This is a genomic window from Flavobacterium sp. XN-5, from assembly GCF_008033395.2.
In the GTDB taxonomy this organism is placed as follows: Bacteria; Bacteroidota; Bacteroidia; order Flavobacteriales; family Flavobacteriaceae; genus Flavobacterium; species Flavobacterium hiemivividum.
The window spans coordinates 17,229-42,214 of record NZ_VOGZ02000002.1; the positions used below are offsets into that span (position 1 = coordinate 17,229).

Sequence of the window (24,986 nt, forward strand, 5' to 3'; positions counted from 1 at the left end):
AAGTTTAATTTTGCTATTCCTATGGAAAATACGAAATATGTTTTAGTTAAGAAAAAGGAAAAGCAGATTATTTAAAAATTGATTACATTTTTTTTTCGATCACAATTAGTTCATTGTGAACTTCAATTCTAGGTATCGATTTTATATTGTGATTGACCGTGCAAAAATCAGCAATATATTTTTCATTTCTAAGGTTATCTTGCTTATTTAAAAGCATGGTGTTAAAAAGTACAAAACCTTTACTTTTTAGTAAATAGCAAACGCGATTAGTAAAATAACTTTCATAAAGAAAGTTCGGCATGGTAGTATCCTGAAATACATCAATGACAATCAGATCGTACTTCTCTTTGGTTTTCAAAACAAATTCGAAAGCATCGTCAATTATGATTTCCAGCTGCTGAATTTCATCCAACTTAAAATACTGATTAGCAATCTTGATAATATCAGGATCAATTTCGACACCGGTAATTTGACCACCAAATTTAATTTCATCAACTAAAGTTTTTACAACGCTGCCGCCGGCAACGCCAAGAATTAAAATGTGCTCCATTTTAACGATTTTGTCAAATCCGATGTTTTTCAATCCATATCTTAAAACACGTTGCAAACTACCATAAGAGTAATTAGTGCTTTCTGAATCCAATACTAATTGACCGTTAGCCCAAGTGATCTCAATAGATTTACTAAGAGACGACTTTTCGGTATGAATTTTAATGGGAATAAGGTAACTAAGTACTTTTTTTAGCATCAACAACGGTTTTTATCAAAAATAAGTTTTAAATTATATATTTTGCAACAAATTACATAGTAATGAAAAAACAAATTTATAAATGGATCTTTTTCCGGCTTATGGGTTGGAAGATTGTTGGCGAGATTGATCCTAACATTAAGAAATGCATACTGATGGTGATGCCACATACTAGTGCCCACGACTTTTATCTGGGGATTTTTACTAGAGGAATTACCGGATTAGAAATGAACTTTGTGGGGAAAAAGGAATTATTTACTTTTCCGTTTGGTCACTATTTTAAATATATGGGCGGGGAACCACTTGATCGATCTGGCGGGATGAATAAAGTAGATTCAATTGCAGCTATATTTAGTAGAAGGGAAGTTTTTCGTCTTGCGATAGCTCCCGAAGGAACTCGCAATAAAGTAGACCAACTTAAAACCGGATTTTACTATATCGCTTTAAAAGCAAATGTGCCAATAATTCCAGTAGCATTTGATTTTGGAAAAAAAGAAGTTAATCTAGGAGCTCCTTTAATGCCAACAGGAAATCTTGAGGAAGATCTTACTATTTTAAAAAAACATTTTAAAGGAGTAGAAGGAAAGATTCCTGGAAGAGGATTCAAAGAATAATTTACATTTAGAATTAGTTGTACTATTAAAAAGCCAAGACTTAGACTTAAAAAAGGATTGGCTTTTTTAGTTTGGCGTAAAAACTTTAAAAGTACCGTCCCTATAAAAAAATACAATTTTTTCGACATCAGCAGAAATGGATGAGTTGACAGCGTTTTGAATTTCTTCACTTTTTGAAGCGAAACTATTTTTATCGTCCTTATTTTTTTCTTCAGAAAATAGATCTCGCGTAGTTGTAACTTCAGGAGTTGGAACAGTTGGAATTGTTCTGTCAATCGCTTCCAAATTATTTTCTTGTTTGTGAATAGGCTCACTATTTTTCGGAAAACTACCCTTACCGTTCAAAATCCAATACAAATCCACATCAGGAAAAACATCTAGAATTTTAAGAATAAAATCCAAACTAGGTTTGTTTCTACCGGATAGAAGATGAGACAAACTAGAACGTTGTACGCCAATTTTATCTGAAAATGCGGAAGCGTTTAAACCGTAATAATCCAATATAATTTCGAGTCGTTTTATAAAATCCTCAATGTTTACCATTGTAAATAGTGCGTTAGTATTAGTTTATTTACAAATGTAACATAAACAGCTGACAATAGCAAAATTACATCTGTAAATTGTACTTAAACCATTATTTTAATAAAAGTAATACATTCTATAATAGTATTCAATTAACTGACAATTAATACTTTGTTAATGGAATATAATAGAGGTGACATTTGTCAATTCATCAGACTAGCGCTATAGGCGATAGTGCCTATAAACTGTTTACAATTCTAAAAATTAACCTTTTTAAATCGTTTACAATTGTAAAAATAAAGATGTTTACTTTTGTAAATCAAACAATACACTATGGATTTAGAACAAATATTCAATGATAATAAGGAGCAGTCTATTGAAGGTAGGTATCTTACTTTAGAATCAATTGAGCCTTTATTAAATAAATTAAACACCAACAATCAACTTTCGATTGTTGGGGAATCAGTACTTAAAAAACCAATTTATAAGTACCACATTGGGTGTGGGAAAACCAAAATATTACTTTGGTCGCAAATGCATGGAAATGAAAGTACAACTACAAAGGCGCTGTTTGACTTTATCAATGTGTTGCATAATGGTTCATCCCTTGCAAGCGAATTATTAGAAGCATTTACATTTTGTTGTATCCCAATGCTTAATCCAGATGGAGCCAAAACGTATACCCGCGTAAATGCTAATGAAATAGATTTAAACAGGGATTCACAAGACTTAACGCAGCCGGAAAGCCTGGTGTTACAAGAAGTGTTCCGATCCTTCGAACCACATTATTGTTTTAATTTACACGATCAGCGTACTATTTTCGGAGTTGGGAGTAGTGGAAAACCAGCTACAGTCTCTTTTTTAGCACCTTCTTATAATGAGGAACGAGAAATAAATGAATCCCGATTAAAAGCCATTCATCTTATTGCCGGTATTAATGAAGTTTTGCAAAAGTATATTCCAGGTCAAGTAGGGCGATTTGATGATTCTTTTAATCTAAATTGTATTGGTGATACTTTTCAGGCGCTTGGAGTACCTACTTTGTTGTTTGAGGCCGGTCATTATCATGAAGATTATCAGAGGGAAAAAACCAGGAAATATATTTTTATGGCCTTACTTTCGAGTTTTACTATACTTAGCGAAAACGATATAGTTGACAACGGAATTAACAAATACTTGAATATTCCTCAAAATAAAGTCGTTTTTTATGATTTTTTATATAAAAATGTCAAATTAAATTATGATGGTATAGAAAAAATTACGAATTTTGCTGCACAATACAAGGAGGAGTTAATAGAAGACGAATTGGTTTTTAATGCTTATTTTGTAGAGATTGGAGATTTAGACGGGTATTATGGTCATTTTGAGTACGATGCAAAAGAAGCAGCATATAAAGATAATGACAGTAACTTTCCGAAATTAAATCAAAAAGCCGATTTTTATTTAGAAAATAGCATTAAATTTGTTAATGGATTGATAAATAAATAATATTTTACATCAATTTATCGTTTTTTAGTATATTTTTAAACTTTGTATTAGTCAAGTATAAATATTAATTTAAGAGATATGAGTAAGTTCCGTTTAGATGAAGTAGATCATCAGATATTAGATATGTTAATTGATAACACAAGAGTTCCGTTTACGGATATTGCAAAAAAGTTATTAATTTCTGCAGGAACCGTGCACGTTAGGGTTAAAAAAATGGAAGATGCAGGAATCATAATGGGTTCGTCATTAGTTCTTGATTACGATAAATTGGGTTATTCTTTCATTGCTTATGTTGGAGTATTTCTTAATAATACCTCTCAAACTAAATTCGTTTTACAACGTATTAACGAAATTCCTTTCGTGACTGTAGCTTCTGTAACTACGGGAAAATTTAATATTTTTTGTAAAATTAGAGCTAAAGACACTAAACATGCAAAGGATGTTATTTTTATGATTGATGATATTGAAGGAGTTTATAGAACTGAAACTATGATTTCATTAGAAGAAAGCATCAATGACAAGAAACGCTTGATGCATACTATTTTCAAAAACATGTAATTCACTTGAATGCTATATTTTTATATAACCTCAAGTTAGTTCTTGGGGTTATTTTTTTATAACTATTTTCCACTATAACAAACCAACTATAACAAAATTATGTATACACTGCCAAAAATTGAACGTTTTAATCAAAACGTCCTGTCTAAATACAATATTTACAACAGCGTATTTATCACTTTGCCATTTGACTCCATAGATAATACAGGTGCTTTACTTCCTTTATTTACTGATGTTTGCGAGAGTGGTTTCAAAAAATCACAGACTCCGAAAGAAATTGTAGATTATTTTACTAGTAAATATTCGAATAGTACAGAAGAGGCAGATAAGATTGATTTTATGTTTCGTTTTATCCAGTACATCGAGCGCCAAATCGTATTGTTTGATGCTGTTGAAGACGCTGCTTTTCCTATTGTTAATAACATGGAAGGTAGAGGATCGCTCAGAGATATTAAAGAAAAAGCAGATGCTAAAGGAAAGAAAGAGGAATTGATTGATTTTCTCGAAAGCTTTAATGTTAGAACTGTTTTAACAGCGCATCCTACCCAGTTTTACCCAGGTTCTGTTTTAGGGATTATAAATGATCTAACTGAGGCAATACGCGAAAATAATTTATTGAATATAAAAGAACTCTTAGCTCAATTAGGGAAAACTCCTTTCATAAAAAGTGAAAAACCAAATCCTTTTGATGAAGCAGTTAGCTTGATCTGGTTTCTTGAAAATGTTTTTTACAGCACATCAGGCGATATGGTTCATTACCTGCAAAAAAATGTATTTCAAGGCGAGTCAGTTCAAAATCCTTTGATAAAACTAGGATTCTGGCCTGGTGGAGATCGTGATGGGAATCCTTTTGTAACTACTGATATTACACTGAATGTGGCAGAGCGTTTGCGAACATCTATTTTAAAGTGTTATTACATCGAAATTAGAAGTTTAAAAAGAAAGTTAACATTCTCAGGTGTTGATGTTTTAGTAGCTGAACTTGAACATAAACTTTATCGTTCTGTTTTCTATTCGAAAGGTGAAATTTATCTCACTTTAGAAGAATTTAAAGTTCAATTGAACAAGATTAAGCGAATCGTTATAGAACAACATCAGTCTCTTTATTTGGATCAATTGGAAGCGCTTATCATAAAAGTGAATCTATTTGGTTTTCATTTTGCTACTTTAGATATCCGTCAAAATAGTCGTATTCATGACGCTGTTTTCAAAGATATTCACAAGCACTTTGTAAATTCAGACTCCGCTGTTTTTCCTAAAAACTACTTTGATTTAACCGAAGCTCAAAAATTTGAAGTTTTATCGAATGTCAAAGGAAATATTGATTCGAATGATTTTGACGATGAAATAACAAAATCAACTATCGAGTCCATTCAAGCGATAAAAATTATTCAGGAGAAAAATGGCGAATTTGGTGCTAATCGTTATATTATAAGTAACAATGAAAGTGCGCTAAATGTAATGGAAACTTTTGCGATGATCCGTTTGACAGACTGGGAAGAGCCTACTGTTGATGTTGTGCCCTTGTTTGAATCAGTTGAAGATTTGCTGAATGCCCACAATATTATGGAGCAATTGTACACAAACTCAATGTATGCAAACCACTTGAAAAACAGAAAAATGGAGCAAACAATTATGCTTGGTTTCTCTGATGGTACAAAAGATGGCGGTTATTTAATGGCGAACTGGAGTATCTATAAAGCCAAAGAAGCGCTTACAGCGATTTCGAGACAATATGGTATAAAAGTTATATTCTTTGACGGTCGTGGTGGACCACCGGCTCGTGGTGGTGGAAAAACACATAAATTTTATGCTTCTTTAGGTCCAAATATCGAAAACAAAGAAATTCAAATTACAGTACAAGGACAAACGATAAGTTCAAATTTTGGAACTTTAGATAGCTGTCGTTACAATTTAGAAAATTTATTGAGCGCTGGAGTTACAAATCAGGTATTTAGTAAAAATAAGAATGAACTCTCTGTCGAAGAGAAAGATGTAATGGGGCAATTAGCAAATTTAGGATATGAAAAATACTTAAGTTTCAAAAATCACCCTAAGTTTATTCCATATTTAGAGCAGATGAGTACTTTGAAATATTATGCTAAAACAAATATAGGAAGTCGCCCTTCTAAAAGAAGCAAGTCGGAGCAATTGGATTTCAAAGATTTACGTGCAATTCCGTTTGTAGGTTCTTGGAGTCAACTGAAGCAAAATGTTCCCGGATTTTATGGAGTAGGTACAGCGCTGAAGCATTTTGAAGAATCCGGTCAGTGGGACAAGGTTCAAGATTTATATGACAATTCGCTGTTTTTCAAAACACTATTAGAGAATAGTATGATGTCAATTGCGAAGTCATTTTTTCCGCTAACGGCTTACATGAAGAAGGATCCTGAATTTGGAGAATTTTGGCAAATTATTTATGATGAATTTTTAGAATCGAAAAGGTTATTACTGAAAATAGCCGGTCATACAGAGCTTATGGAAAACTATCCTGATGGTAAAGCGTCGATTCAAATAAGAGAACGTATAGTATTGCCTTTGTTGACAATACAACAATATGCTTTATTGAGAATCAACGAACTTAACAAAGAAAGTGTTCCAGATGAGAGTTTAATAAAAGTCTATGAAAAAATTGTAATGCGTTCTCTTTTTGGAAACACAAACGCAAGTAGAAACTCGGCATAAACAATAAAAAATATGAAATCAAGTCAATTACCCAATACTGAATATGCCCCGTATTATGCGCCATATATCGAAGCATTGGACGATGTTAACTTAATTGAAGAGTTAGAAATTTGTCTGCATGAATTTATAAAATTTGTGCAGAACATTCCTATGGATAAGTTTGACTACCGTTATGCGGAAGGAAAATGGACTATAAAGGAGATCATTCAGCATCTTATCGATACAGAGCGCGTTTTTAGTTACCGCGCTTTGCGAATTTCTAGAAATGATAAAACGCCATTACCGGGTTTTGACGAAAATGAATATGTTGAAAATACAAATGCCAATGAAAGAGGTTTGCAAGTTTTATTGACAGAATTAGCGGTGGTGAGACAATCTACTTTAGCTCTTTTTAAAAGCTTTTCAGAAGAGCAATTAACTAGAGTAGGAGTTGCATCAAATTGTTCCGTATCGGTGCGTGCGATTGGTTTTATTGTCATTGGACATCAAAAACACCATCAAAAAGTTTTCCAGGAAAGGTATTTATAAAGTATTGAAACCAAAAATTATAATTTTTAATTCAATGGATTTATTTAAGGCATCGCGTAATTTACTGATGCCTTAAATGAATTTTTAAAAAACAGACACTAATTGCACTAATATTTGATGATGTCTTAGATGAATTAAAAAAAGAGATACAAGTTTTACGAATTTTCACCAATTATTTTTTAGTAAATAGTCTGTCAGCTATAGCTATACAAGGATAAAACGGTGTTTTTCTAGTGTTTCTAGTGTAGAATCTAAAAAAAAAAAAACCGCCACGAATTTCACTAATTATTTCTTATTATTAGTGAAGTTGAATTACAGATAACGACCGCAAATTCGCAAATTATTTTTTTTGATCTGCAATAATAATAAATAGTAACTAGCAAAATACTTATTCTATAACTATTTTATAATAGTACAAATTCAATATCCTCATAATTTATTAGAGCTACACATTTGATAGCATGGCTCGTTTAATAACTAAAGTAGTGGAGCTAGAATATTTCTGAATAATCCTATTTTACATAATATAAATTATAGTTCAATTATAATGTATTCCAATTTGAAGTAAATATTAATGAAAACCATCAAAAATCACTAATTGTGATACCTTTAGTTCAAGTATATTTTGCGAAATTTCTAAACTAATTCCTCCAAAGCATACATCAAACGATTCTGAGCGTTTTCTTGAGAACCAAATATGGAACGCGATAAAATTCCTTCCTTTGTAATTAAAACCCATTGCGGTGTTCCCGCAGAATCAAATTGATCGTATACTGAATGGCCGTAATCCAAGTAAATTGGAAACGGAAGTTCGTCAATTGTAAAAATACTTATAATATCAGCCTCAGTAGTTTCTGTATTGTTAAAGCTAGTATGAATACCAACAACCTGAATTCCTTTATTTTCTTTCTGTAATTCGTATGCCAAAGGAATTGCACGTCCAGTACATCCCAAACATTGATTGTTATAAATGATCGCCAAAATAGCTTTTCCCTGGTATTTTTCTAGTAAATCAATTTGTTTGCCGTTAAAATCCTGAACCAAAACAGAATCAACAGCTGCATTTTCTTTCTTCATTTATCTAAATTTTGATTATTATCAGTTCGCACTAAAATTGCATAGTTTCTTTAGCTATTAAGGATTTCTAATCAATCCAAATCGTTTTTGTATTCACAAATTCCCGAATTCCATAAGCAGCGAGTTCTCTTCCATAGCCACTGTTCTTGATTCCCCCAAAAGGTAATCTTGGATCAGAAACTACTAATTTATTGACAAAGCTACTTCCCGCTTCCAACTGTAACGCTAGTTTTTCTCCCCGTTCATTATTTCTAGTGAATACTCCTGAACCCAAACCAAATTGAGAATTATTAACTAATTCAACGGCATGAGCATCGTCTTTAGCGCGTATCACTGAGGCTGCAGGTCCAAATAATTCATTATCAAAAGCTTCCATCCCCGGTTTTAAGTCGGCGAGTATTGTTGCTGGATAATAAGCGCCTTTTCCTTGGGGAATTGTTCCTCCCAGCACTAATCGTCCGCCTTGCTTGATTGTTTTTGTTACTTGTTCGTGCAATTCATCTCTTAAATCTATTCTTGCCATTGGTCCGAAATAGATATCCTCATTTGTTGGTTCTCCCATTTTGGCGGCTTTCATTTTTTTAGTGAATAAGGCTACGAAGTCATCATAGATAGCATCCAGGACAATAAATCGCTTTGCTGCAATACAGGTTTGGCCGTTGTTTTGCAATCGACCCAAAGTGGCTAAATCAGTTGCTTTTTCTAAATCAACGTCCTCCAAAATAATATAGGCATCGCTACCTCCTAGTTCCATCACCGTTTTCTTTAAGTTCTGGCCAGCAATTGCCGCAATAGAACGACCGGCTGCATCACTTCCAGTGAGTGTAATGGCGGCGATATTTTTATCTTCGATAAGTTTTTTTACTTCTTTAGAATCTATATTCAAATTTGTAAAAACGCCTTTTGGAAATCCGGCTTTTAGGAATGCCTCTTCAATTGCCAAGGCGCAACCTTGTACATTAGAAGCGTGTTTTAAAACACCCGTATTTCCCGCCATTAATGAAGGAGCGGCAAACCTAATCGCCTGATAAAAAGGAAAGTTCCAAGGCATTACTGCAAGTATTACTCCAATAGGCTGAAAGGTTACATAACTCTTTGTCGCCTCGGTTTTTACGGTTTCGTCAGCTAGTAATTTGGCTGCGTGCTCTGCATAATACCTACATACCCAAGCACATTTTTCAATTTCTTTGCGGGCCTGCGCTATCATTTTACCTATTTCCCGAGTTGCGAGTTGGGCATATTCCTCTTTGTTTTCATCAAGAACATCAGCTAATGCGTACATTAAATTCCCGCGTTCCTCAAAAGTTTTTTGTTTCCATTGGTGAAACTCCTTTTTAGAAGCAGCTATTTTTTCTAAGGCTTCATTAGTCGTAATTCGGTCGTATTCCTTAATTGTTTCTCCTGTTGCGGGATTTATACTTTTAGAAGTGGCCATGGATTTTATCTTTAAAATAGTACTATTTTATGTATTCGAAAGTATAAAAGTACTAAAAAGCTAGTCAAAAGTAGATCAACATTCCTATTATTAGTTGCATAATTATATGATTTCGAATTGTGTACCTGACAACGCTGTCAGTAGTATTAAGGCATAAAATAGAATCTTATTAGCTTTTTTATAGTTAGCGTTTTTCATAAATCACTGCGTTATTCCTAGGTTTCAGAAATATTGGATACAGATTTGGTCTTTTTTCTAAATTTGTTTCATTTATTGCTACTTTGGAATGATTTTGGCGCCTAGAGATAAAAAGTTTAAATTTAAGAGTGCAGGTTTTAAAAGTTGCACAAAACGTATTTTTAAAAATTTAAAAAAGAATTTTATGACTCAAGTTAAAGAGAACAACACGGTTAAAGTACATTACACAGGAAAACTAGCAAACGGACAAGTATTTGATTCTTCTGAAGGAAAAGAGCCATTAGCGTTCACTTTAGGACAAGGAAGTTTGATTCCTGGCTTTGAAAAAGGGCTGATCGATATGAAATTAAACGAGAAAAAAACGATAACCATTCCAGCAGATGAAGCTTATGGAGATCCTCGTGAAGATTTACTTATCGAAGTACCCAAAAGCGAATTGCCTCAAGAAATGGATCCAGAAGTAGGTATGGGATTGGTTTCTCGCACGCCAGAAGGTCAAGAAATAAACTTATTAGTTGTTGAAGTTAAAGAAGAGTCTGTTATTTTAGACGGAAATCATCCTTTAGCTGGAAAAGAACTAATTTTTGATCTTGAAGTAGTTGAAATTACAGTATAATTAGAAGTAATAGTTTTATTAGAGCCTGACAAGAATTGTTTTTCTGTCAGGCTTTTTTCATAGAATATTTTCATAAAGCTCCACTCCAATGGTTTTCTGGGAACATATCCTGTGACTAAAGTTGCCACTAAACCAAATTATTAACCGAAAATAGCAAATTATAATTATTTCTAAATTTGCAGTGTGAAAGTTTGTAGAAGCTAAATTGTATTTGAATTTTTCAAGTCCGATAAAATTAAGTGCGTTGTGGGTTCACCATAAACTAATAGACGGTCAATGAATTTTTGTAAATGCAATTGATCTACAAGAACCACTTTCATAAATATATTATGGGTTCCTGTGATTCTGTTTATCTGAGAAATCTCTGGAAATGCATTTAGCTCATTGCAAAAAGTTTTTAACTTTCCGCTAAACAACTTAAACATAATAAAAACCTCTAAACCATAACCCAGCTTTTGATTGTTTAAGGCTAATTTATAGCCCGTGATGATTTCGCTGTCTTCCAGTTTCTGGATTCGCTCGCGAACCGATGATGGCGAAAGCCCTATTTGCTTGCCAATTTCTACATAAGAAGCTCTCGCGTTGCCCTCTAATTGCGCAATTATCTTTAAATCTATCGTATCTACCATTAAAAAAGTTTTAAAGCATAAAAATACCATTTTATTGCGGATAAATACGTTTTTATCGATGGAAAAAATTTTAAGGTTCCTAATTCTAAGACTACTTTTGTGCTATGGACACAACGATTTTAGTACTTACCATTGGGATATTTACCGGTTTTTTTATTCAAACGATAATTGGTTTTGCAGGCGCTTTAATTGCACTACCCTTTTTACTTTTTGTAATGCCTTTATCTGAGGCGGTGGGTTATATTTCTATTTTTTACTTGATCTCTACTCCTATTTATGTTTATAAAGAATGGGCGCATATTGATAAAAAACTGGTCAAAAATTTAGCTTTATCTTCTTTCGTGGGAATTATTGTTGGGATCGTTGTTTTGACTTATGGAAAGCCCTTGTTTCTAAAAAAAGCGCTTGGTCTATTTATTATTCTTTTTGTTTTGAATAGCCTAAAAGTTAGGAAAGAACTGCAATTAATGACCAAAATGAAACATGTATTTGGTTTCATGGGAGGTTTTTTCTCTGGGCTTTTTGCCACTGGCGGTCCTTTGTATGTGATGATCGTTAAAAATGAAACTTCCGATGTTAAGACTTTTAGAGCGACTATGTTTGCCTCTTTGGGATTAGTAACGGTAATGCGAATTCCCGTTTTGGCTCTAGGTGGATTTTTGACGGTAAGCCAGTTGTACAATTCACTATACGTTTTACCCTTTTTCATTTTGGCCTTATTTTTAGGCAAAAAAGTCTATCTTAAACTAGATGAAGTAGTGCTGAAAAAAATCATTCTAGGATTGCTATTTATCTCAGGAATCGCTTTATTAATAGGTAGTTAGTAGCTAATTTTATTTACTTTGAAAACAAAAAACCGAATTATAGTAATAGATTTAATTCGGTTTTTTGTGGTTGATAGGGAATGTTTTTGGTGCTTTGAGATAGTCTGTAGCCCTGCTTTTTATTCGTATGTCTTAATTGCTCCTAATAATTCAGCTTTATAATCGTAAATTTCGTCTAAAGATGATATTGGTTTTTTCTCCCCATTGTCCTTTCCGTTATTGAATAGTTCGATGTATTTATTTCCTGAATTAAAATGTAAACGACAAATAGGTTTGCGATTATTATCATCTAATAATACTCCAAAATAGGACTGGGTATCTCTAAATGCTATTCTTGTCGCTGGTAAAATTTCTCTTAAAATAGCTTTGACTATTTGAGAACCTTCAATTTCATCTTGCGTAGTAATGAACTTTGGAGCTTCAACATTTTCATCAATTGTTGTAGTTTGTTCAACCGTTTTTGAAGGAACAGATTCAGTAATATTTAAAGCATTATTTAATCGGAAGTTTATTGAATCATTTATTGAATTTGAAAATGCTTTTTTTGTGTATTCTTTGAAGGCAATTAACCTTGTAGCAGTCAATGGTTTATTAAAAAATCTATTTACTAAAAGTCGAACAATTTCGTCTGAAGGTTCTTGTAATTCCTTTTCAAATTCGTTTCTAATCGCTTTTATATACTTAAGGCCTTCGGCAGAATCTAAAATTTCTTCAAGATTATATCCGTTTTTAGAAAAATTCTCTAAAATTTTTAAACTAGTCTCTTTCAAGTTCGAAATATCTAAAGTAAAAAATGGTTTTTCATCCATTATATTTGGTTTCTCTAGATCGGCATAAAAGTTATAGATATGTCCATTAGTTAGAACACCAAAACGTGATTTTGAAACGTGATAATATCGATGTAATTGAGAATTATGAGCATCTACATTTTCTTTCCAATTTTTACATTCGATGATTAAAATTGGTACTCCATCTCTTTTAATTACATAGTCAATTTTTTCTCCTTTCTTTGTACCTATGTCGCAAACAAATTCGGGAATTACTTCTGTCGGATTAAAAATATCATAACCAAGAATTTGAATAAAAGGCATAACAAAAGCATTCTTTGTCGCTTCCTCTGTATTAATTTGGTCTTTTAAAGAGTCAACTCTTTGGTGTAATTGCTGCAATTTTAATTTCAAATCTTCCATAGGTATTGTTTTTTAATATTATGTTAATTAATATTCTACTGCGATTCTACGTTACGGTTATAGCTAACTTGTATAATATAATCATCTAATAGATACCGACACAACTACTTTTAACTGGATAGGCGCTATTTAATAGTATTTACCTTAATTATCAAATGTATACTTTTTTTTGAGATTATTCTTATAAAATGAGATGCTCGGATAGCTTTTCAAATATAACTTCTTACTATACAATTAGGTTACGGGAAACCGTAAACGGGTATAATTTGTATTATTCCCTAGCCTTGATAGTAGTGAAAAAGCCTTTATGAGGTAAAACCACTATTTTCTAGTCGTGACAGTGCGACCAAAAGAAGCGCCGGCCATGACTTAGAAAAAGGGCTAAAGCCATAAAGCTTGAAACAAATAGCGAGAATAGTTCCTGAAAGAAAATAAAATGAAAGGGTGTGTTTTATATTGTAAGATGGTAGGTCTTTTGGCATTTTAAATTTTTACCTTTGCAAAAAAATTAAAAAAGTTATTTTGAGTACTACTACACATAAATCCAAAAAAAGATATTTACAGCTCATCCTAATTTTAGGATCGCTTACCGCATTGGGGCCGTTTTCAATTGATATGTATTTACCGGGCTTCTCGGGAATTGCCACTGATTTGAATACTACCGTGGCTAAGGTTGCCATGACTTTATCGAGTTATTTCATTGGGATTTCGGCAGGGCAATTACTGTACGGCCCGCTATTAGACCGTTATGGTAGAAAAACTCCTTTGTTTATTGGGTTGATGGTGTATATTTTGGCCTCTTTAGGTTGTGCATTTGTGACTGATATTGATACGTTTATAGGTCTACGATTCATACAAGCCATAGGAAGTTGTGCTGCCACGGTGGCTTCTATTTCTATGGTTCGGGATTTATTTGAAGTGAAAGAGATTCCCAAAGTGCTCTCTATGTTGATGTTAGTCGTAGGTCTTTCACCAATGTTGGCGCCAACTGTTGGTGGTTATGTTACCGATGCTTTTGGATGGCACGTTGTATTTTTAATTTTAATGGTTATCGGGATTTTAGTTCTGCTGGCAGCTCATTTTGGTTTACCGCACACCTACGAACCGGACACTACGATTTCGTTGAAACCAAAACCGATTATTCTAAATTTCTGGAGTGTTATTAGAGAACCTCAGTTTTATACTTACGCTTTTACGGGAGCGATCGCTTTCTCGGGATTGTTCACTTATGTTGCGGCCTCCCCTATTCTATTTATGGATATTTTTAAGGTCGATGCCAAAACGTATGGTTGGATTTTCGCTTTTATGTCACTGAGTTTTATTGGTGGCAGTCAATTGAATTCTTTATTGCTGAGAAAATTCAGTAGTGAGCAAATGATTTTTGGTGCCTTAATAACGCAATCTGTTATTAGTATCAGTTTTTTAGCTCTTGCGATGAGTGATTTACTGGGATTGTATGAAACGATTGGAATGCTGTTTATGTTCTTAGTGTGTTTAGGGATTGCAAATCCGAATACGGCTGCCTTGACTTTGGCACCATTTAAGCGAAATGCTGGTAGTGCATCTGCATTAATGGGTGCGGTTCAATTAGGGTTGGGCGCTGTGGCTTCTTTTGCGGTAGGAATCTTTTTAACTGATTCTATGGTTCCTATGGTGGCGATCATGGCGGTGAGTTCTATTACGGCTTTGCTGGTTTTGACTGTTGGGAAGAGGAATATTGTTGCTCAAGATTAAGGTGTTTTATGGTTTGCGTGTTTTTAACATATAAGTTAAAAGTTTAGGAGAATTAGTCTTTTTTTACCAGAAAGAAGCTTCGCTATTAAATAGAAAACAGAGGGGTTTCGGGAATTAATTCTACTAGAAACTTATATGACTTATATGGTTCGTTTTTTATAAACATATAAGTCATATAAGTTAAAAATTAAAACCAGTACCTTGATATTACTTTGTTTTATAACCGCGTAGAGGCATATTTCTATATGGTTTAAATTTTATTCTTTGTGAGTTGTTAAAAACTTATCGTTTTAGCAAACAGGTTCGTTATTACCTATCTTTTTAGAGCTATCTGGTCGAATAATCATTCGAAGAGATTGATCTTTGGCAAAATAAGCAATCATCCAGTTGAAGAATGTTTTAATTCGGTTGCGATACGTAATTAACGAGATTAGGTGAATAAACAACCAAATCGCCCAAGCAAAAAAGCCTTTGAAATGCATTTTAGGACTTGGTAAATCTACTACTGCCTTATTTTTTCCTATAATCGCCATTGAACCTTTATCATTGTACTTAAATGGAATAAAAGGCTTGTTTTTCCCTATTAATTTGAAATTTTCGGCTAGATTTAATCCTTGCTGAATAGCAACTTGCGCTACTTGTGGATGTCCGCCGGGGAAATCTATATCAGTGAGTTGGATGCAAGTGTCTCCAATAGCGTATATATTTTCGGTTCCGTTTACTTTATTGAATGCATCGGTTGCCATTCTTCTTCCTCGACCATAACTTTCAGCGGGAATTCCATCAAATATTTTAGCCGAAACTCCAGCAGCCCATATCAAGTTCTTTGTTTGAATAGTTTCGCCATTAGAAAGAAAAACGGTATCGTTAACATAATCAGTTACCTGAGTGTTCAATTGTATTACTACTCCTAATTTTGTCAGTGCTGTATGGGTATCTTCCTGCGATTCTTTACTCATAGGCGCTAGCAATGCTGGTCCGCCATCGATTAAATAAATATTACTCGCTGCAGTTCCCAGTTCAGGGTATTCTTTCTGGAAAATATTCTTTTTCATTTCGGCAAACATACCAGAAACCTCCACGCCTGTTGGTCCGCCGCCGGCTACAACTATGGTAAGGAGTTTGCGGCGTTTTCTAATGTCTTTGCAAATCGCAGCTTTTTCTAAATTTTTAAGAATGGTGTTACGCATCTCGATCGCATCATTGAGCGTTTTCATCGGGATCGCGTTTTTCTGCACGTTTTCCATTCCGAAATAGCTCGTTTCAGCACCGGTTGCAAATACTAGGTAGTCAAAACTTAATTCGCCATTGTTTAGAATAATTTTATTTTCAGCAGGAATGACTTTCTTTAGTTCGCCAAGACGAAACTGTAGGTTTTTTTTCCCTGCAAAAAATTTTCGAAAAGGATAACTAATACTCGAGGGTTCCAAGAAAGCAGTAGCTACTTGGTATATTAATGGTGGAAAGAAATTATAGTTGTTTTTGTCAACAAGGGTAACCTGAATATCTTTCTGGTTCAAAAGTTCTTTAGCTAGATTTAATCCCGCAAATCCGCCTCCTATTATTACAATATTCATATGCTCTTAATTAGGTTTTTTAATGTGAAAATTCCCCCTAAATATACAATAATTATGAGGGATTTTAAAGATACGAAATAGTAAAAAACTATAGCAGGATTAGTTATTTCACTTTATCTATTGTACAACCAAAATATAACTAATCGAAAATTTGTCTTTTCGGCCAAGGTAAAATCTTTATTGGTATAATTAATAATCGATTGGATAACCCTTAAAATTGCAATACTAATACTATTTTTTGCTATATAGCCAAAGCTAGTAATTAGCTAATAAATAAATTATATTTGATAATCAATGCTTTATATGGAATTAAAAACCGAATAACATTCTATTTCCGCAAACTTTTTCTACAATTAAATTCCTTATTTAATGGGATAAAGAAAGAGCTGTTGATACGTTTTCACCCCCCCCCCCCCTTATACTATTTTTAAATTCTTGTTTAATGAAAACTTCAGGTTTTCAAACTTTGCTTTTTATTATCTAGCTAAAACTGCAGAAGATTCTTTTTTCTTTTTATTCAATTCATCTTGCAATCTACGCATTGCTTTCTGTTCCCGTTCCAAAGCCTTTTCTTTATAGATTTCAAATTCTTTTTCAGACTGTTGTAAAGCTAGCCTACTTTCGATAGTTATGAGGTTACTTTGCTTGAATTTAAAAATGAAAAACACAAGTGTAGCGATTAAACCAATAACAATAAAGAAAAACAATGTTTTAAAAAGTGTTTTTTCTAATGGAATACCCAAAAGTGAAATACTATCTTTTTCAGACCTTAAATTGGCTAGAACAGCTTGCGAAGCAGTTGATCTGGCTTGTAAATCGTCTATAACTTGTTTTTGGGAATTAAGAAAGTTTACATTAGCTAACACTTTATTTTTTGAAACCTTAAGAGAATCAAGTACATTCGATTGTAATTTCAGTAATGAAGTTTTCTTAATAACTTTGTAATCCTGAAAACTATTTGATTTATCAATAAGATTCTGAAACTGACCTTCTACGGTAGCTAAATTGACAATTTTGTTTGTGGTTTGACTAAAAATGTTTGTTGTAAAAAGAAATAGGGCAATTGCCGTAATTGTAATGTGCTTCATGACTAAAAATCCTTTGAATTCGAAACTAGATATAGAAACTAGTTTTTGTTAGATAATGTAACGAGCCATAATACTAGTTATTGGAATTATTATCGACTAACAGCACATTTAACGAACATTAATATGAATTTTCATACAATAAAAAATATTTAAATAAAATATTCGAGATCGTCGCTACTAGATCTATGTAGCTTGGTGCATTCTATTTAAATCATCGCTTTTGGAACTACTACCTTTACTTCTTTTCTATATAAAAGGAGCCCTAACCCAAAAGTAAATACGAGGCAGCTTAACAACATTAGCATTCCATTATTCCAAATAAAATAAGAAATTCCAACAAATGGACCTCCAATTACTACCATAAGCGAAGGTATTGGATTTGTTTTAATAAAATTTAAAGCATGAGCCGCTAAACCGAGAAAGAGCAATGATGGCCCTATTATGACAAAAGGGTATAAAATTAGAGGTGTATTGCTAATATGTTCACGTAGTTTGTCACTGCTTTTTTGATCGTCTCCAAAACTCCACATGATAATGTCAATGGTACAAAGCCCTATATGAGCTATAACTCCTAAAGCTGTCAAAACCGAGGCAACGGAGTTAAGCTTATTTTTAGGAAATACAAAATTAAAAGAAAACAGTAATACAGCACCTGTCAAGTTAAACCAATGTGCTAAATCAATATGTTTTTGCGCATTCAATTCCCCTTGAGAAAAGAAAACGTAACTGCTTACAAAAAAGAGTAATCCTAAAAGACAGAAGGTTTTTGTTTTGTCCATAGTTTATTTTTAAATAGAATGAGTTTTCGTTATTTTGATATTTTCTAGTGATTTTTTTTTGTTTGTGGGCACAAGCGGGATCTAATTTAACAACTTCAAAACTCGATAGCGCGGATTTGTAATCCGTGCCCGCTGCAGTAGGCAACTAAAATAAATCTAATATAATAACGTCCAAATCATTTTCGAAACTAGAATAATTTCTAGCTGAACTAAAATAATAATCTTCAGGCAAAGTAACGATTTTTTCTTTGACAGGATTATTGTGGATATAATTTATCTTTTGCTTTATAAACCAATTCGTTTCAACAATTTCTGCATGATACCCATCTCGCCAAACTTTATATTCTTGTTCTCGCTTTAGATTTACACATGCTTTTTGAAAATATTCTAACATCCATTCTCTTCTACTCTCTGGTTCTTCAATTATAGTCTGAATTATTTTCTTTGAAGTAAATTTTTTAAAATCACGCATCACATCTGATAATATAAAACCATTTGTTGCTTTACATAACAAGTGAATATGACTACTCATAATACAATAAGCATAAATCTCTAAACCTTTATTTTGCTGACAATGTTGTAGTGCGTTTATAAGAATATATTTTTGATTTAACCTAGTGAAAACATCTATCCAGCCCACTGTTGTTATAGTGATAAAATAAGCTTCTTCTGTGCTAGTAGCTTTATATTTGGTAGACATTGTAGTTGGTTTTTTACTTTTGGTTGCTTTTGTTTGAGGGCACGGAATGCAATTCCGCCTTTACTTTGTATTTGATAAAAAACACTAAATTTATTCAAAGGAAAACAGAGGTGAACTATCAATTCCGCTAAGTATGCCTTATATCGCGCATTAGTCCTCTGTCTTCTCCTTGAATCCCGTTGAATTGCTTCAAATAGAATGATAGACATCGAGGTCTAATAAAGGCTCTAAAGAAGTTCAACATTTTTGTTTATCCTAAATTCAAAGTTATGAAAAACTATTTATTTTATGTTGGTATTGACATTTCAAAATCAAAATTAGATGTGGTTGTTTTACAAAAAGAAACCCCTAATTTGATACATCATTTCATTGTAGAAAACAATTTAAAAGGTGTTAAGGGAATTTTAAAAAGTTTAATAAAACAAAAAATAGACTTGTCAACTGTTTTGTTTTGCTGTGAGAATACAGGAGTTTATACTTTTCCGTTAAGTAGTCATTTGTCTGAAGAAAAACTTGATTATTGGGTTGTTCCTGCCATAAAAATTAAACGTTCTAAAGGTATTTCAAGAGGTAAAAATGATAAAGCAGACGCAAAAGATATTGCTTTGTACAGTATTCGAAATATTGATAAACTTAAACTTTCAAATTTACCAGAAACAGCGATTCAACAACTAAAATTACTTTATACTGAAAGAGAAAAAGTGATGAAATCCTTCAAGCTTTTTGAGGCTACAAAAGAAAATATTGATTTTATGCCAAAACAAGTTTACAAATCGATTGTTGGAATAAATAATAAAACAGTGAAGTTTCTAAAAGTTGCATTAAAAACGATTGAGAAAGAAATGATAGTAATAATCTCAAATCAAATTGAATTAAAAAAGCAATTTGATTTGATTAAAAGTGTTCCTGGTGTTGGGGACAAAACTGCAATTTATATGCTAATTGTTACAAGAGGATTCACGGCTTTTGACAATGCTAGAAAATTTTCTTGTTACGCTGGTACAGCACCTTTTGAATATAGTTCGGGTTCGAGTATTAAAGGCAGAACCAAAGTGAATCATATGGCAGATAAAAAGATGAAATCAATATTACAAATGTGTGCTTTAGTGGCCGTAAAACATGATCCGCAACTCAAAGAATATTATGAGAGAAAAAAAGGTGAAGGTAAGAATGCAATGCTGGTTTTAAACAATGTAAAGTGCAAAATTATTTGTCGAGTTTTCTCTGTAATTAACAGACAAACTCCTTACGTAAATACATATAAATTTGCCTGTTAATTCTTTATTTTTAATTTGTTTTTTATCATAGAATGCGCTATCGTTGTGGAGTTATATCCGAGCGATCTGGTCTTGCGGACCGCATGAAGTTTTACTTATTATAAGCTGTTTTTTATTTTCTCTCGGTAATGTTTCGGATAGTTTAAATAATAATATTTCTTTAAGTTTCTGTTAAAATAATTTTGTAACGCTTTTATATCTTCAGAATATTTATAGAGTACAATATTATAAGTTTTCATTTTTGACAAATCAAAATCTAGAGAATTAAAAGCATAATTTTTTTTTAAAAATAACGACTCTTTTAAGCTAAATAATATCTCTTTCAATTCTGCATCAACATATTTTCCTGATTTTAGTATTTTATTAATATTCTTTAATGTTGAATTTCGATTGTATTTTAGATACTCAAGAAAGTTATATTTTTCAAAATTAAATATTTTCAAATCATCCAAATTTTTCTTTTCAAGGAGTATTGCAAATTCTTCTTTACTTGGATAATTTTTGTTTGATTTAATATCCTTTTTTAAAACTTGGATAAAATGATTATTGCGACCTAAAACTAAATTGATTTTAAATGATATATATGGTAAAATTGATTTTTTTTCTGTTCTTTCTACTAAATATACATTTATAAAATAAAAAAAGTAACCTGCGATATAAGACAAGCAAAATCCATCAATCATTCCTTCCAATTTATCTTCTTTACCTGAAAAAAAAGGTATTGTAGAAAACTTATAATTGACAAAGTTTATCCAAACAGTGATTGTTAGAGATAAAAAAAATATTATTGTTAGACCTTTTATTTTCATCTGGAGGTAAAATAGCTTATAACTACTATATAACATCAAATATATACATCTTTTTGTTTCATTTTTAATAAATAGTTAATCTTTTTCTTGCATTTTTTCCTGTTGATTACAGAAACAGCCTTAAAACAAAAAAACCATTACACTACTTTCTTCAAGCATTGCAATGGTTTTTCATATATATAACAGAAAAAGTACTATTTCATTTTTTGTCTTTTTACCGGTTTTTCTACTGGCTCGTTTTTGTTTTGTAACAAATAATTAGCCAATAGTTTTTCGATCAATTCCTCTTTCGTCAGGTGATGAAAAACGGTTTTTATTTTTGTTTTCAATTCCGCATCAACTTCGTGGTTGGGTTTGGTTTTGAATATTTGTTTGGCCCATAAAAGTGTATTGTTCTCTTCGATACTTAGCGCGCTTGGTTTTTTAAATTCAGTGAATTTAATTCCTAGTTCTTTTTCAAAGTCGGCGATTTCTTTTACCTCTTCTTCTTGTAGTACCGTTAACGAAAGTCCCTTTGCTCCCGCTCTGGCTGTTCTTCCGCTACGGTGTACGTAAGCTTCATAAACATCTGGCAAATGATAATTAACTACATACGAAATTTCCTTTACGTCAATTCCTCTGGCAGCTAAATCTGTCGCTACCAAGATATTGATATGACCTTCACGAAATTGCTCCATGATTCTATCTCTAATTCCTTGTGACAAACTTCCGTGCAAGGCTCCCGAAGAAAAACGATTGATCGCCAAGTTTTTAGCTAGTTTATTAACCGCTGCTTTGGTTTTGCAAAATATGATTCCGCGTTCTCCTTCTTTAGAATTCAGGAAATGCATTAAAACATCTAGTTTTTCAATAGGATCTACCACAATAAACTCGTGATCGATTCCTTGATTTCCTACTGTTTCCATACTGGCGCTTACCTGAACTACATTTTTATTCAGGTAATTCTGGATCAACTGTTTTATGGTTCCCGGCATAGTAGCTGAGAACAATAATGTTTTGTGTTCTTTAGGTAATTCGGCTATAATTTCATCCAGGCTTTCTTTCAGGATTGTCACCATTTCATCAGCTTCATCTAAGACAAGAAATTTTGTTTCCTTCAAATTGATCGCTTTGCGCTGAATTAAGTCAATCAAACGACCTGGTGTGGCTACCACAATGTGTGTAGCTGAAGCTAGGCGTTCGATTTGTGGTTTTATTGGGATTCCACCGCAAGTTGCTGCAATAGAAACTTCGGGAAGGTATTTTGCAAAATCTTCTAAGTTTCTAAAAATCTGATGTCCTAACTCTCTTGTAGGAACCAGAATAAGCGCTTGCACCGTAGGTGAAGTGGTATCTATTAATTGTAAAAGAGGCAATCCAAAAGCAGCAGTTTTCCCAGTACCTGTTTTTGCAAGTCCAACTAGATCAGTGGTGTTTGCTAAAAGTAGCGGAATCGCTTTAAGCTGAATTTCTGTGGGTTCAACAATTTTCAATTCGGAAATTGCTTTTAGAATTGGTGCTGAAATCCCTAAATCAGAGAATTGTTTTGGCATTTTTTTGGATTTATTATTTTATAAAAAATAGTTGTTTTGTATGCTGGATTCCTAGCCCTGATGGAAACGGCATCCTGTTGTGGTGGTGTTCACCACAACAGATACAGTGTACAGCAGGAAAAAGCTCCTTATATTATTCATCATCAGGTTCGTTCATGATTTTCTCACGATACTTCTTCCCAATCATTAATGTCATTTTCAATTTATAGTCGTCAACCAGCCATTCGCGGTAGTTTTTACTACACTGACTCAGGCATTTAGAATAGCGTTTAATACGGCATTCAATATCTTCATCCAGTTCGCGTGACAGTGATTTTGCTTCCTGCAATGTTTCCGTATTATCCACACACATTGACGAATGTTGCTCTAGCGATTTGTCTAAAACTACTTTGGAACGCAGGTTTTGGGCAATGATAAGTTTGTGCTCTTCATCGACATCAAAAGTTACATCGGCAGTTTTACTAAACTTAGCACGTAAATCTGGCGGCATAGAATATTTGAAATACAATTCTATCTCGGTATCATCTCGTAGATTTTCTAGATAAAACTCGGGTGATTTAAAGATATGTTGCCAGTTTACCGGCTCACTCCACAAACCAAAACGGGCAGCGTTATTTCCTAAATCGATTACTGTAAACATATCCTTGTTAGGCAATTTTCTAGATCCACGACCAATCATTTGATAGTATAAAGTCAACGATTTTGTGGCTCTATTTAGAATGATAGTTTCTACGGTAGGCTCATCAAAACCAGTGGTAAGAATCCCCACCGAAGTTAAAATCGCATCTGGTGTTTTCTTGAACCACTGTAAAATATCTTTACGTTCCTCAGTGCTACTCGTATTGTCAAGATGGCGTATTGGGTAACCTGCTTCTCTAAATGTTTCATAAACATATAAGGAAGTGTTAATTCCGTTATTGAAAATCAGGGTCTTTTTACCCAATGATTTTTCAGTATAAGCATGCAATAATTTCTCTTGCATGGCCATATTTGTATACAAATCATCTGATGATTTTACGGTGTAATCACCGTTGATTCCCACTTTTAAAGAAGTAAGACCTACATCATAACTGTATGTAATTGCTTTAGCCAAGAAACCATTATCAATTAATGAACTGATGGTGTCTCCTACAATTAATTCATTGTAGCTTTCGTGCATTGGCAATTTTATATTTGAACTCAAAGGCGTTGCCGTAACTCCAAGAATAAACGCATTTGTAAACGAACTCAATAATTTTCTAAAAGAGTTGTAATGCGCCTCATCAATGATGACTAGTCCTACATTATCTAAATGTAGCTTTTCGTCATTGATACGGTTTTTTAGAGTTTCAACCATCGCCACAAAACAAGAATATTCGTTTTGGTCTGGAAGGTCTTTTACCTTGCTGTTAATAATTTTGTTTTTTACACCAAAACCTTTTAACATCTTAGAAGTTTGCTTACACAACTCAATTCGGTGTGTTAAAACAACTACTTTTTTGTCGCTTTTTGATAAATAACGACGAACGATTTCAGAAAACACAACGGTTTTACCACCACCAGTAGGCAGCTGATATAATAGGTGATGTTGCTTTGGCGCATTGTCTATCCTTTCAAAAATGGAATCAATATCTCCTTTTTGGTATCCATAGAGTTCTTTTCTGTCTTCCTTTTCTATTTCTATAGTATTTTCAAACATTGTATTTTGTTGGGTTTTTGCAAAAATACGTCTAAAAAACAGTTATTCTGTTATATTTAATTTAAAATATAGGGATAGAGTGAAGAAATTTCTGTTATGAGGCATCGGCTAATACTCGAATCTCTCGATGATTGCGTTAAATTCAGGCTCGTTTTTCCACCTTTGTGTAATCGTTTCCTTATGAATAGATTCAATTCTGCTTTTAAATTCATTGAGAATTCCATTTGCAATCATAAAAACCACAGCCTGCTCAAAGGAGTTGAACATACTCTTATAAAATAGCTCTTGTTTTATGATATTCTCTGAGGAGAAGGTCTGCGCAATTTCGATATTATATAACATTACATCAGCAATTACAAATGGGTCTACGCCCAAAGTAATAAAATGCTTGATGTATTTCTGGGCCACGGACCGACGCATTTTTGGTTTTTTGCGTTTCTTGGCAGCAGTCTGAATCGGGAAGTATTCATTTGAAATCTTAAGCTTGCATTCCTGCAGTAGCGTGTCTTCCTTTGGATTAAAAACAAAATTATAATACACTTTTACGGGACTAAATTTCTCATACAATTCAATAATTTGCTCTTCAAGTTGGTCTTTCGTAAGTTGGTACAGGTATTTTTTTAAATCTCGTTTACTCATTTTAAAAGTTTCAGATTACAAAAGTAAAAGAGTTTAAGATTGGATGCCTATAAAATCAATC

23 protein-coding genes are annotated in these 24,986 nt (G+C 32.9%); 9 read left to right on the forward strand and 14 right to left on the reverse strand.

What is annotated here, in order from left to right; translation table 11 throughout:
* Nucleotides 1-82: 82 nt before the first annotated feature.
* A complete protein-coding gene (locus FQU23_RS05355; RefSeq protein ID WP_147672953.1) occupies nucleotides 83-748 on the reverse strand; it encodes a spermidine synthase in 666 nt (221 codons plus the stop codon).
* A 62-nt stretch (nucleotides 749-810) separates the two neighbouring features.
* Here FQU23_RS05355 and FQU23_RS05360 point away from each other — a divergent pair, with 62 nt between their 5' ends.
* Complete coding sequence (locus FQU23_RS05360; protein WP_147672954.1) at nucleotides 811-1,362, forward strand: 1-acyl-sn-glycerol-3-phosphate acyltransferase; 552 nt, start codon at nucleotides 811-813, stop codon at nucleotides 1,360-1,362.
* A 66-nt stretch (nucleotides 1,363-1,428) separates the two neighbouring features.
* On the opposite strand, the gene FQU23_RS05365 is transcribed toward FQU23_RS05360, so the two are convergent.
* The gene (locus FQU23_RS05365; RefSeq protein WP_147672955.1) at nucleotides 1,429-1,905 is read right to left on the reverse strand and encodes a helix-turn-helix domain-containing protein; all 477 of its coding nucleotides are present in this window, start codon (nucleotides 1,903-1,905) and stop codon (nucleotides 1,429-1,431) included.
* Between the two features lie 312 nt (nucleotides 1,906-2,217).
* On the opposite strand from FQU23_RS05365, the gene FQU23_RS05370 reads away from it, so the two are divergent.
* The 4 genes from FQU23_RS05370 to FQU23_RS05385 all read left to right on the forward strand — a co-directional run bounded on the left by FQU23_RS05370 (nucleotide 2,218) and on the right by FQU23_RS05385 (nucleotide 7,143).
* Nucleotides 2,218-3,372 carry a M14 metallopeptidase family protein gene (locus FQU23_RS05370; RefSeq protein WP_147672956.1) on the forward strand — a complete coding sequence of 385 codons (1,155 nt, stop codon included), beginning with the start codon at nucleotides 2,218-2,220 and terminating at the stop codon, nucleotides 3,370-3,372.
* Between the two features lie 78 nt (nucleotides 3,373-3,450).
* Nucleotides 3,451-3,930 (forward strand): Lrp/AsnC family transcriptional regulator, encoded by a 480-nt coding sequence (locus tag FQU23_RS05375; RefSeq protein ID WP_132109674.1) that lies wholly within the window; start codon nucleotides 3,451-3,453, stop codon nucleotides 3,928-3,930.
* Between the two features lie 99 nt (nucleotides 3,931-4,029).
* Nucleotides 4,030-6,615, forward strand: a complete 2,586-nt coding sequence (locus FQU23_RS05380; protein ID WP_147672957.1) for a phosphoenolpyruvate carboxylase — start codon at nucleotides 4,030-4,032, stop codon at nucleotides 6,613-6,615.
* A gap of 12 nt (nucleotides 6,616-6,627) precedes the next feature.
* Entirely contained in the window at nucleotides 6,628-7,143 is a 516-nt protein-coding gene (locus FQU23_RS05385) for a DinB family protein (protein WP_147672958.1), read from the forward strand.
* A 636-nt stretch (nucleotides 7,144-7,779) separates the two neighbouring features.
* On the opposite strand, the gene FQU23_RS05390 is transcribed toward FQU23_RS05385, so the two are convergent.
* Both FQU23_RS05390 and FQU23_RS05395 read right to left on the reverse strand, forming a co-directional pair.
* Nucleotides 7,780-8,220 (reverse strand): TlpA family protein disulfide reductase, encoded by a 441-nt coding sequence (locus FQU23_RS05390; protein WP_147672959.1) that lies wholly within the window; start codon nucleotides 8,218-8,220, stop codon nucleotides 7,780-7,782.
* 67 nt (nucleotides 8,221-8,287) lie between these two features.
* On the reverse strand, nucleotides 8,288-9,655 hold the full coding sequence (locus tag FQU23_RS05395; RefSeq protein WP_147672960.1) for an NAD-dependent succinate-semialdehyde dehydrogenase: 1,368 nt from the start codon (nucleotides 9,653-9,655) through the stop codon (nucleotides 8,288-8,290).
* 382 nt (nucleotides 9,656-10,037) lie between these two features.
* On the opposite strand from FQU23_RS05395, the gene FQU23_RS05400 reads away from it, so the two are divergent.
* Nucleotides 10,038-10,469 (forward strand): peptidylprolyl isomerase, encoded by a 432-nt coding sequence (locus FQU23_RS05400; protein WP_147672961.1) that lies wholly within the window; start codon nucleotides 10,038-10,040, stop codon nucleotides 10,467-10,469.
* Between the two features lie 200 nt (nucleotides 10,470-10,669).
* Here the strand turns inward: FQU23_RS05400 and FQU23_RS05405 are convergent, their stop codons facing one another.
* On the reverse strand, nucleotides 10,670-11,098 hold the full coding sequence (locus FQU23_RS05405) for an Lrp/AsnC family transcriptional regulator (RefSeq protein ID WP_147672962.1): 429 nt from the start codon (nucleotides 11,096-11,098) through the stop codon (nucleotides 10,670-10,672).
* A gap of 104 nt (nucleotides 11,099-11,202) precedes the next feature.
* On the opposite strand from FQU23_RS05405, the gene FQU23_RS05410 reads away from it, so the two are divergent.
* Entirely contained in the window at nucleotides 11,203-11,922 is a 720-nt protein-coding gene (locus tag FQU23_RS05410; protein ID WP_147672963.1) for a sulfite exporter TauE/SafE family protein, read from the forward strand.
* Between the two features lie 119 nt (nucleotides 11,923-12,041).
* Here FQU23_RS05410 and FQU23_RS05415 read toward each other — a convergent pair whose 3' ends face one another.
* On the reverse strand, nucleotides 12,042-13,112 hold the full coding sequence (locus tag FQU23_RS05415) for a type I restriction endonuclease (RefSeq protein WP_147672964.1): 1,071 nt from the start codon (nucleotides 13,110-13,112) through the stop codon (nucleotides 12,042-12,044).
* Nucleotides 13,113-13,634: 522 nt separating this feature from the next.
* Between FQU23_RS05415 and FQU23_RS05420 the strand changes: the two genes are divergently transcribed.
* The gene (locus tag FQU23_RS05420) at nucleotides 13,635-14,846 is read left to right on the forward strand and encodes a multidrug effflux MFS transporter (RefSeq protein ID WP_147672965.1); all 1,212 of its coding nucleotides are present in this window, start codon (nucleotides 13,635-13,637) and stop codon (nucleotides 14,844-14,846) included.
* A gap of 290 nt (nucleotides 14,847-15,136) precedes the next feature.
* Here FQU23_RS05420 and FQU23_RS05425 read toward each other — a convergent pair whose 3' ends face one another.
* From FQU23_RS05425 to FQU23_RS05440, 4 genes are all read right to left on the reverse strand, one after another.
* Nucleotides 15,137-16,423, reverse strand: coding sequence for an NAD(P)/FAD-dependent oxidoreductase (locus FQU23_RS05425; protein ID WP_147672966.1), 1,287 nt, complete (start codon nucleotides 16,421-16,423; stop codon nucleotides 15,137-15,139).
* A 476-nt stretch (nucleotides 16,424-16,899) separates the two neighbouring features.
* The gene (locus FQU23_RS05430; RefSeq protein WP_147672967.1) at nucleotides 16,900-17,511 is read right to left on the reverse strand and encodes a hypothetical protein; all 612 of its coding nucleotides are present in this window, start codon (nucleotides 17,509-17,511) and stop codon (nucleotides 16,900-16,902) included.
* Between the two features lie 206 nt (nucleotides 17,512-17,717).
* On the reverse strand, nucleotides 17,718-18,290 hold the full coding sequence (locus FQU23_RS05435) for a hypothetical protein (protein WP_147672968.1): 573 nt from the start codon (nucleotides 18,288-18,290) through the stop codon (nucleotides 17,718-17,720).
* 145 nt (nucleotides 18,291-18,435) lie between these two features.
* Complete coding sequence (locus tag FQU23_RS05440; protein ID WP_147672969.1) at nucleotides 18,436-18,990, reverse strand: REP-associated tyrosine transposase; 555 nt, start codon at nucleotides 18,988-18,990, stop codon at nucleotides 18,436-18,438.
* A 269-nt stretch (nucleotides 18,991-19,259) separates the two neighbouring features.
* Here FQU23_RS05440 and FQU23_RS05445 point away from each other — a divergent pair, with 269 nt between their 5' ends.
* Nucleotides 19,260-20,267 carry an IS110 family transposase gene (locus FQU23_RS05445; protein WP_147672970.1) on the forward strand — a complete coding sequence of 336 codons (1,008 nt, stop codon included), beginning with the start codon at nucleotides 19,260-19,262 and terminating at the stop codon, nucleotides 20,265-20,267.
* Nucleotides 20,268-20,365: 98 nt separating this feature from the next.
* Here the strand turns inward: FQU23_RS05445 and FQU23_RS05450 are convergent, their stop codons facing one another.
* The 4 genes from FQU23_RS05450 to FQU23_RS05465 all read right to left on the reverse strand — a co-directional run bounded on the left by FQU23_RS05450 (nucleotide 20,366) and on the right by FQU23_RS05465 (nucleotide 24,925).
* The gene (locus FQU23_RS05450) at nucleotides 20,366-21,076 is read right to left on the reverse strand and encodes a hypothetical protein (RefSeq protein ID WP_147672971.1); all 711 of its coding nucleotides are present in this window, start codon (nucleotides 21,074-21,076) and stop codon (nucleotides 20,366-20,368) included.
* Nucleotides 21,077-21,270: 194 nt separating this feature from the next.
* Nucleotides 21,271-22,608 carry a DEAD/DEAH box helicase gene (locus FQU23_RS05455; RefSeq protein WP_147672972.1) on the reverse strand — a complete coding sequence of 446 codons (1,338 nt, stop codon included), beginning with the start codon at nucleotides 22,606-22,608 and terminating at the stop codon, nucleotides 21,271-21,273.
* 133 nt (nucleotides 22,609-22,741) lie between these two features.
* Nucleotides 22,742-24,286, reverse strand: coding sequence for a DEAD/DEAH box helicase (locus FQU23_RS05460; RefSeq protein WP_147672973.1), 1,545 nt, complete (start codon nucleotides 24,284-24,286; stop codon nucleotides 22,742-22,744).
* Between the two features lie 108 nt (nucleotides 24,287-24,394).
* Nucleotides 24,395-24,925: a DUF6155 family protein gene (locus FQU23_RS05465; protein WP_147672974.1), complete on the reverse strand. Its 531-nt coding sequence runs from the start codon at nucleotides 24,923-24,925 to the stop codon at nucleotides 24,395-24,397.
* Nucleotides 24,926-24,986: the final 61 nt, after the last annotated feature.

Excerpts from the sequence above, each read along its gene's own strand:
- FQU23_RS05355 (WP_147672953.1), bottom strand. The coding sequence starts at position 748 with ATGCTAAAAAAAGTACTTAGTTACCTTATTCCCATTAAAATTCATACC.
- FQU23_RS05360 (WP_147672954.1), top strand. The coding sequence starts at position 811 with ATGAAAAAACAAATTTATAAATGGATCTTTTTCCGGCTTATGGGTTGG.
- FQU23_RS05365 (WP_147672955.1), bottom strand. The coding sequence starts at position 1,905 with ATGGTAAACATTGAGGATTTTATAAAACGACTCGAAATTATATTGGAT.
- FQU23_RS05370 (WP_147672956.1), top strand. The coding sequence starts at position 2,218 with ATGGATTTAGAACAAATATTCAATGATAATAAGGAGCAGTCTATTGAA.
- FQU23_RS05375 (WP_132109674.1), top strand. The coding sequence starts at position 3,451 with ATGAGTAAGTTCCGTTTAGATGAAGTAGATCATCAGATATTAGATATG.
- FQU23_RS05380 (WP_147672957.1), top strand. The coding sequence starts at position 4,030 with ATGTATACACTGCCAAAAATTGAACGTTTTAATCAAAACGTCCTGTCT.
- FQU23_RS05385 (WP_147672958.1), top strand. The coding sequence starts at position 6,628 with ATGAAATCAAGTCAATTACCCAATACTGAATATGCCCCGTATTATGCG.
- FQU23_RS05390 (WP_147672959.1), bottom strand. The coding sequence starts at position 8,220 with ATGAAGAAAGAAAATGCAGCTGTTGATTCTGTTTTGGTTCAGGATTTT.
- FQU23_RS05395 (WP_147672960.1), bottom strand. The coding sequence starts at position 9,655 with ATGGCCACTTCTAAAAGTATAAATCCCGCAACAGGAGAAACAATTAAG.
- FQU23_RS05400 (WP_147672961.1), top strand. The coding sequence starts at position 10,038 with ATGACTCAAGTTAAAGAGAACAACACGGTTAAAGTACATTACACAGGA.
- FQU23_RS05405 (WP_147672962.1), bottom strand. The coding sequence starts at position 11,098 with ATGGTAGATACGATAGATTTAAAGATAATTGCGCAATTAGAGGGCAAC.
- FQU23_RS05410 (WP_147672963.1), top strand. The coding sequence starts at position 11,203 with ATGGACACAACGATTTTAGTACTTACCATTGGGATATTTACCGGTTTT.
- FQU23_RS05415 (WP_147672964.1), bottom strand. The coding sequence starts at position 13,112 with ATGGAAGATTTGAAATTAAAATTGCAGCAATTACACCAAAGAGTTGAC.
- FQU23_RS05425 (WP_147672966.1), bottom strand. The coding sequence starts at position 16,423 with ATGAATATTGTAATAATAGGAGGCGGATTTGCGGGATTAAATCTAGCT.
- FQU23_RS05430 (WP_147672967.1), bottom strand. The coding sequence starts at position 17,511 with ATGAAGCACATTACAATTACGGCAATTGCCCTATTTCTTTTTACAACA.
- FQU23_RS05435 (WP_147672968.1), bottom strand. The coding sequence starts at position 18,290 with ATGGACAAAACAAAAACCTTCTGTCTTTTAGGATTACTCTTTTTTGTA.
- FQU23_RS05440 (WP_147672969.1), bottom strand. The coding sequence starts at position 18,990 with ATGTCTACCAAATATAAAGCTACTAGCACAGAAGAAGCTTATTTTATC.
- FQU23_RS05445 (WP_147672970.1), top strand. The coding sequence starts at position 19,260 with ATGAAAAACTATTTATTTTATGTTGGTATTGACATTTCAAAATCAAAA.
- FQU23_RS05450 (WP_147672971.1), bottom strand. The coding sequence starts at position 21,076 with ATGAAAATAAAAGGTCTAACAATAATATTTTTTTTATCTCTAACAATC.
- FQU23_RS05455 (WP_147672972.1), bottom strand. The coding sequence starts at position 22,608 with ATGCCAAAACAATTCTCTGATTTAGGGATTTCAGCACCAATTCTAAAA.
- FQU23_RS05460 (WP_147672973.1), bottom strand. The coding sequence starts at position 24,286 with ATGTTTGAAAATACTATAGAAATAGAAAAGGAAGACAGAAAAGAACTC.
- FQU23_RS05465 (WP_147672974.1), bottom strand. The coding sequence starts at position 24,925 with ATGAGTAAACGAGATTTAAAAAAATACCTGTACCAACTTACGAAAGAC.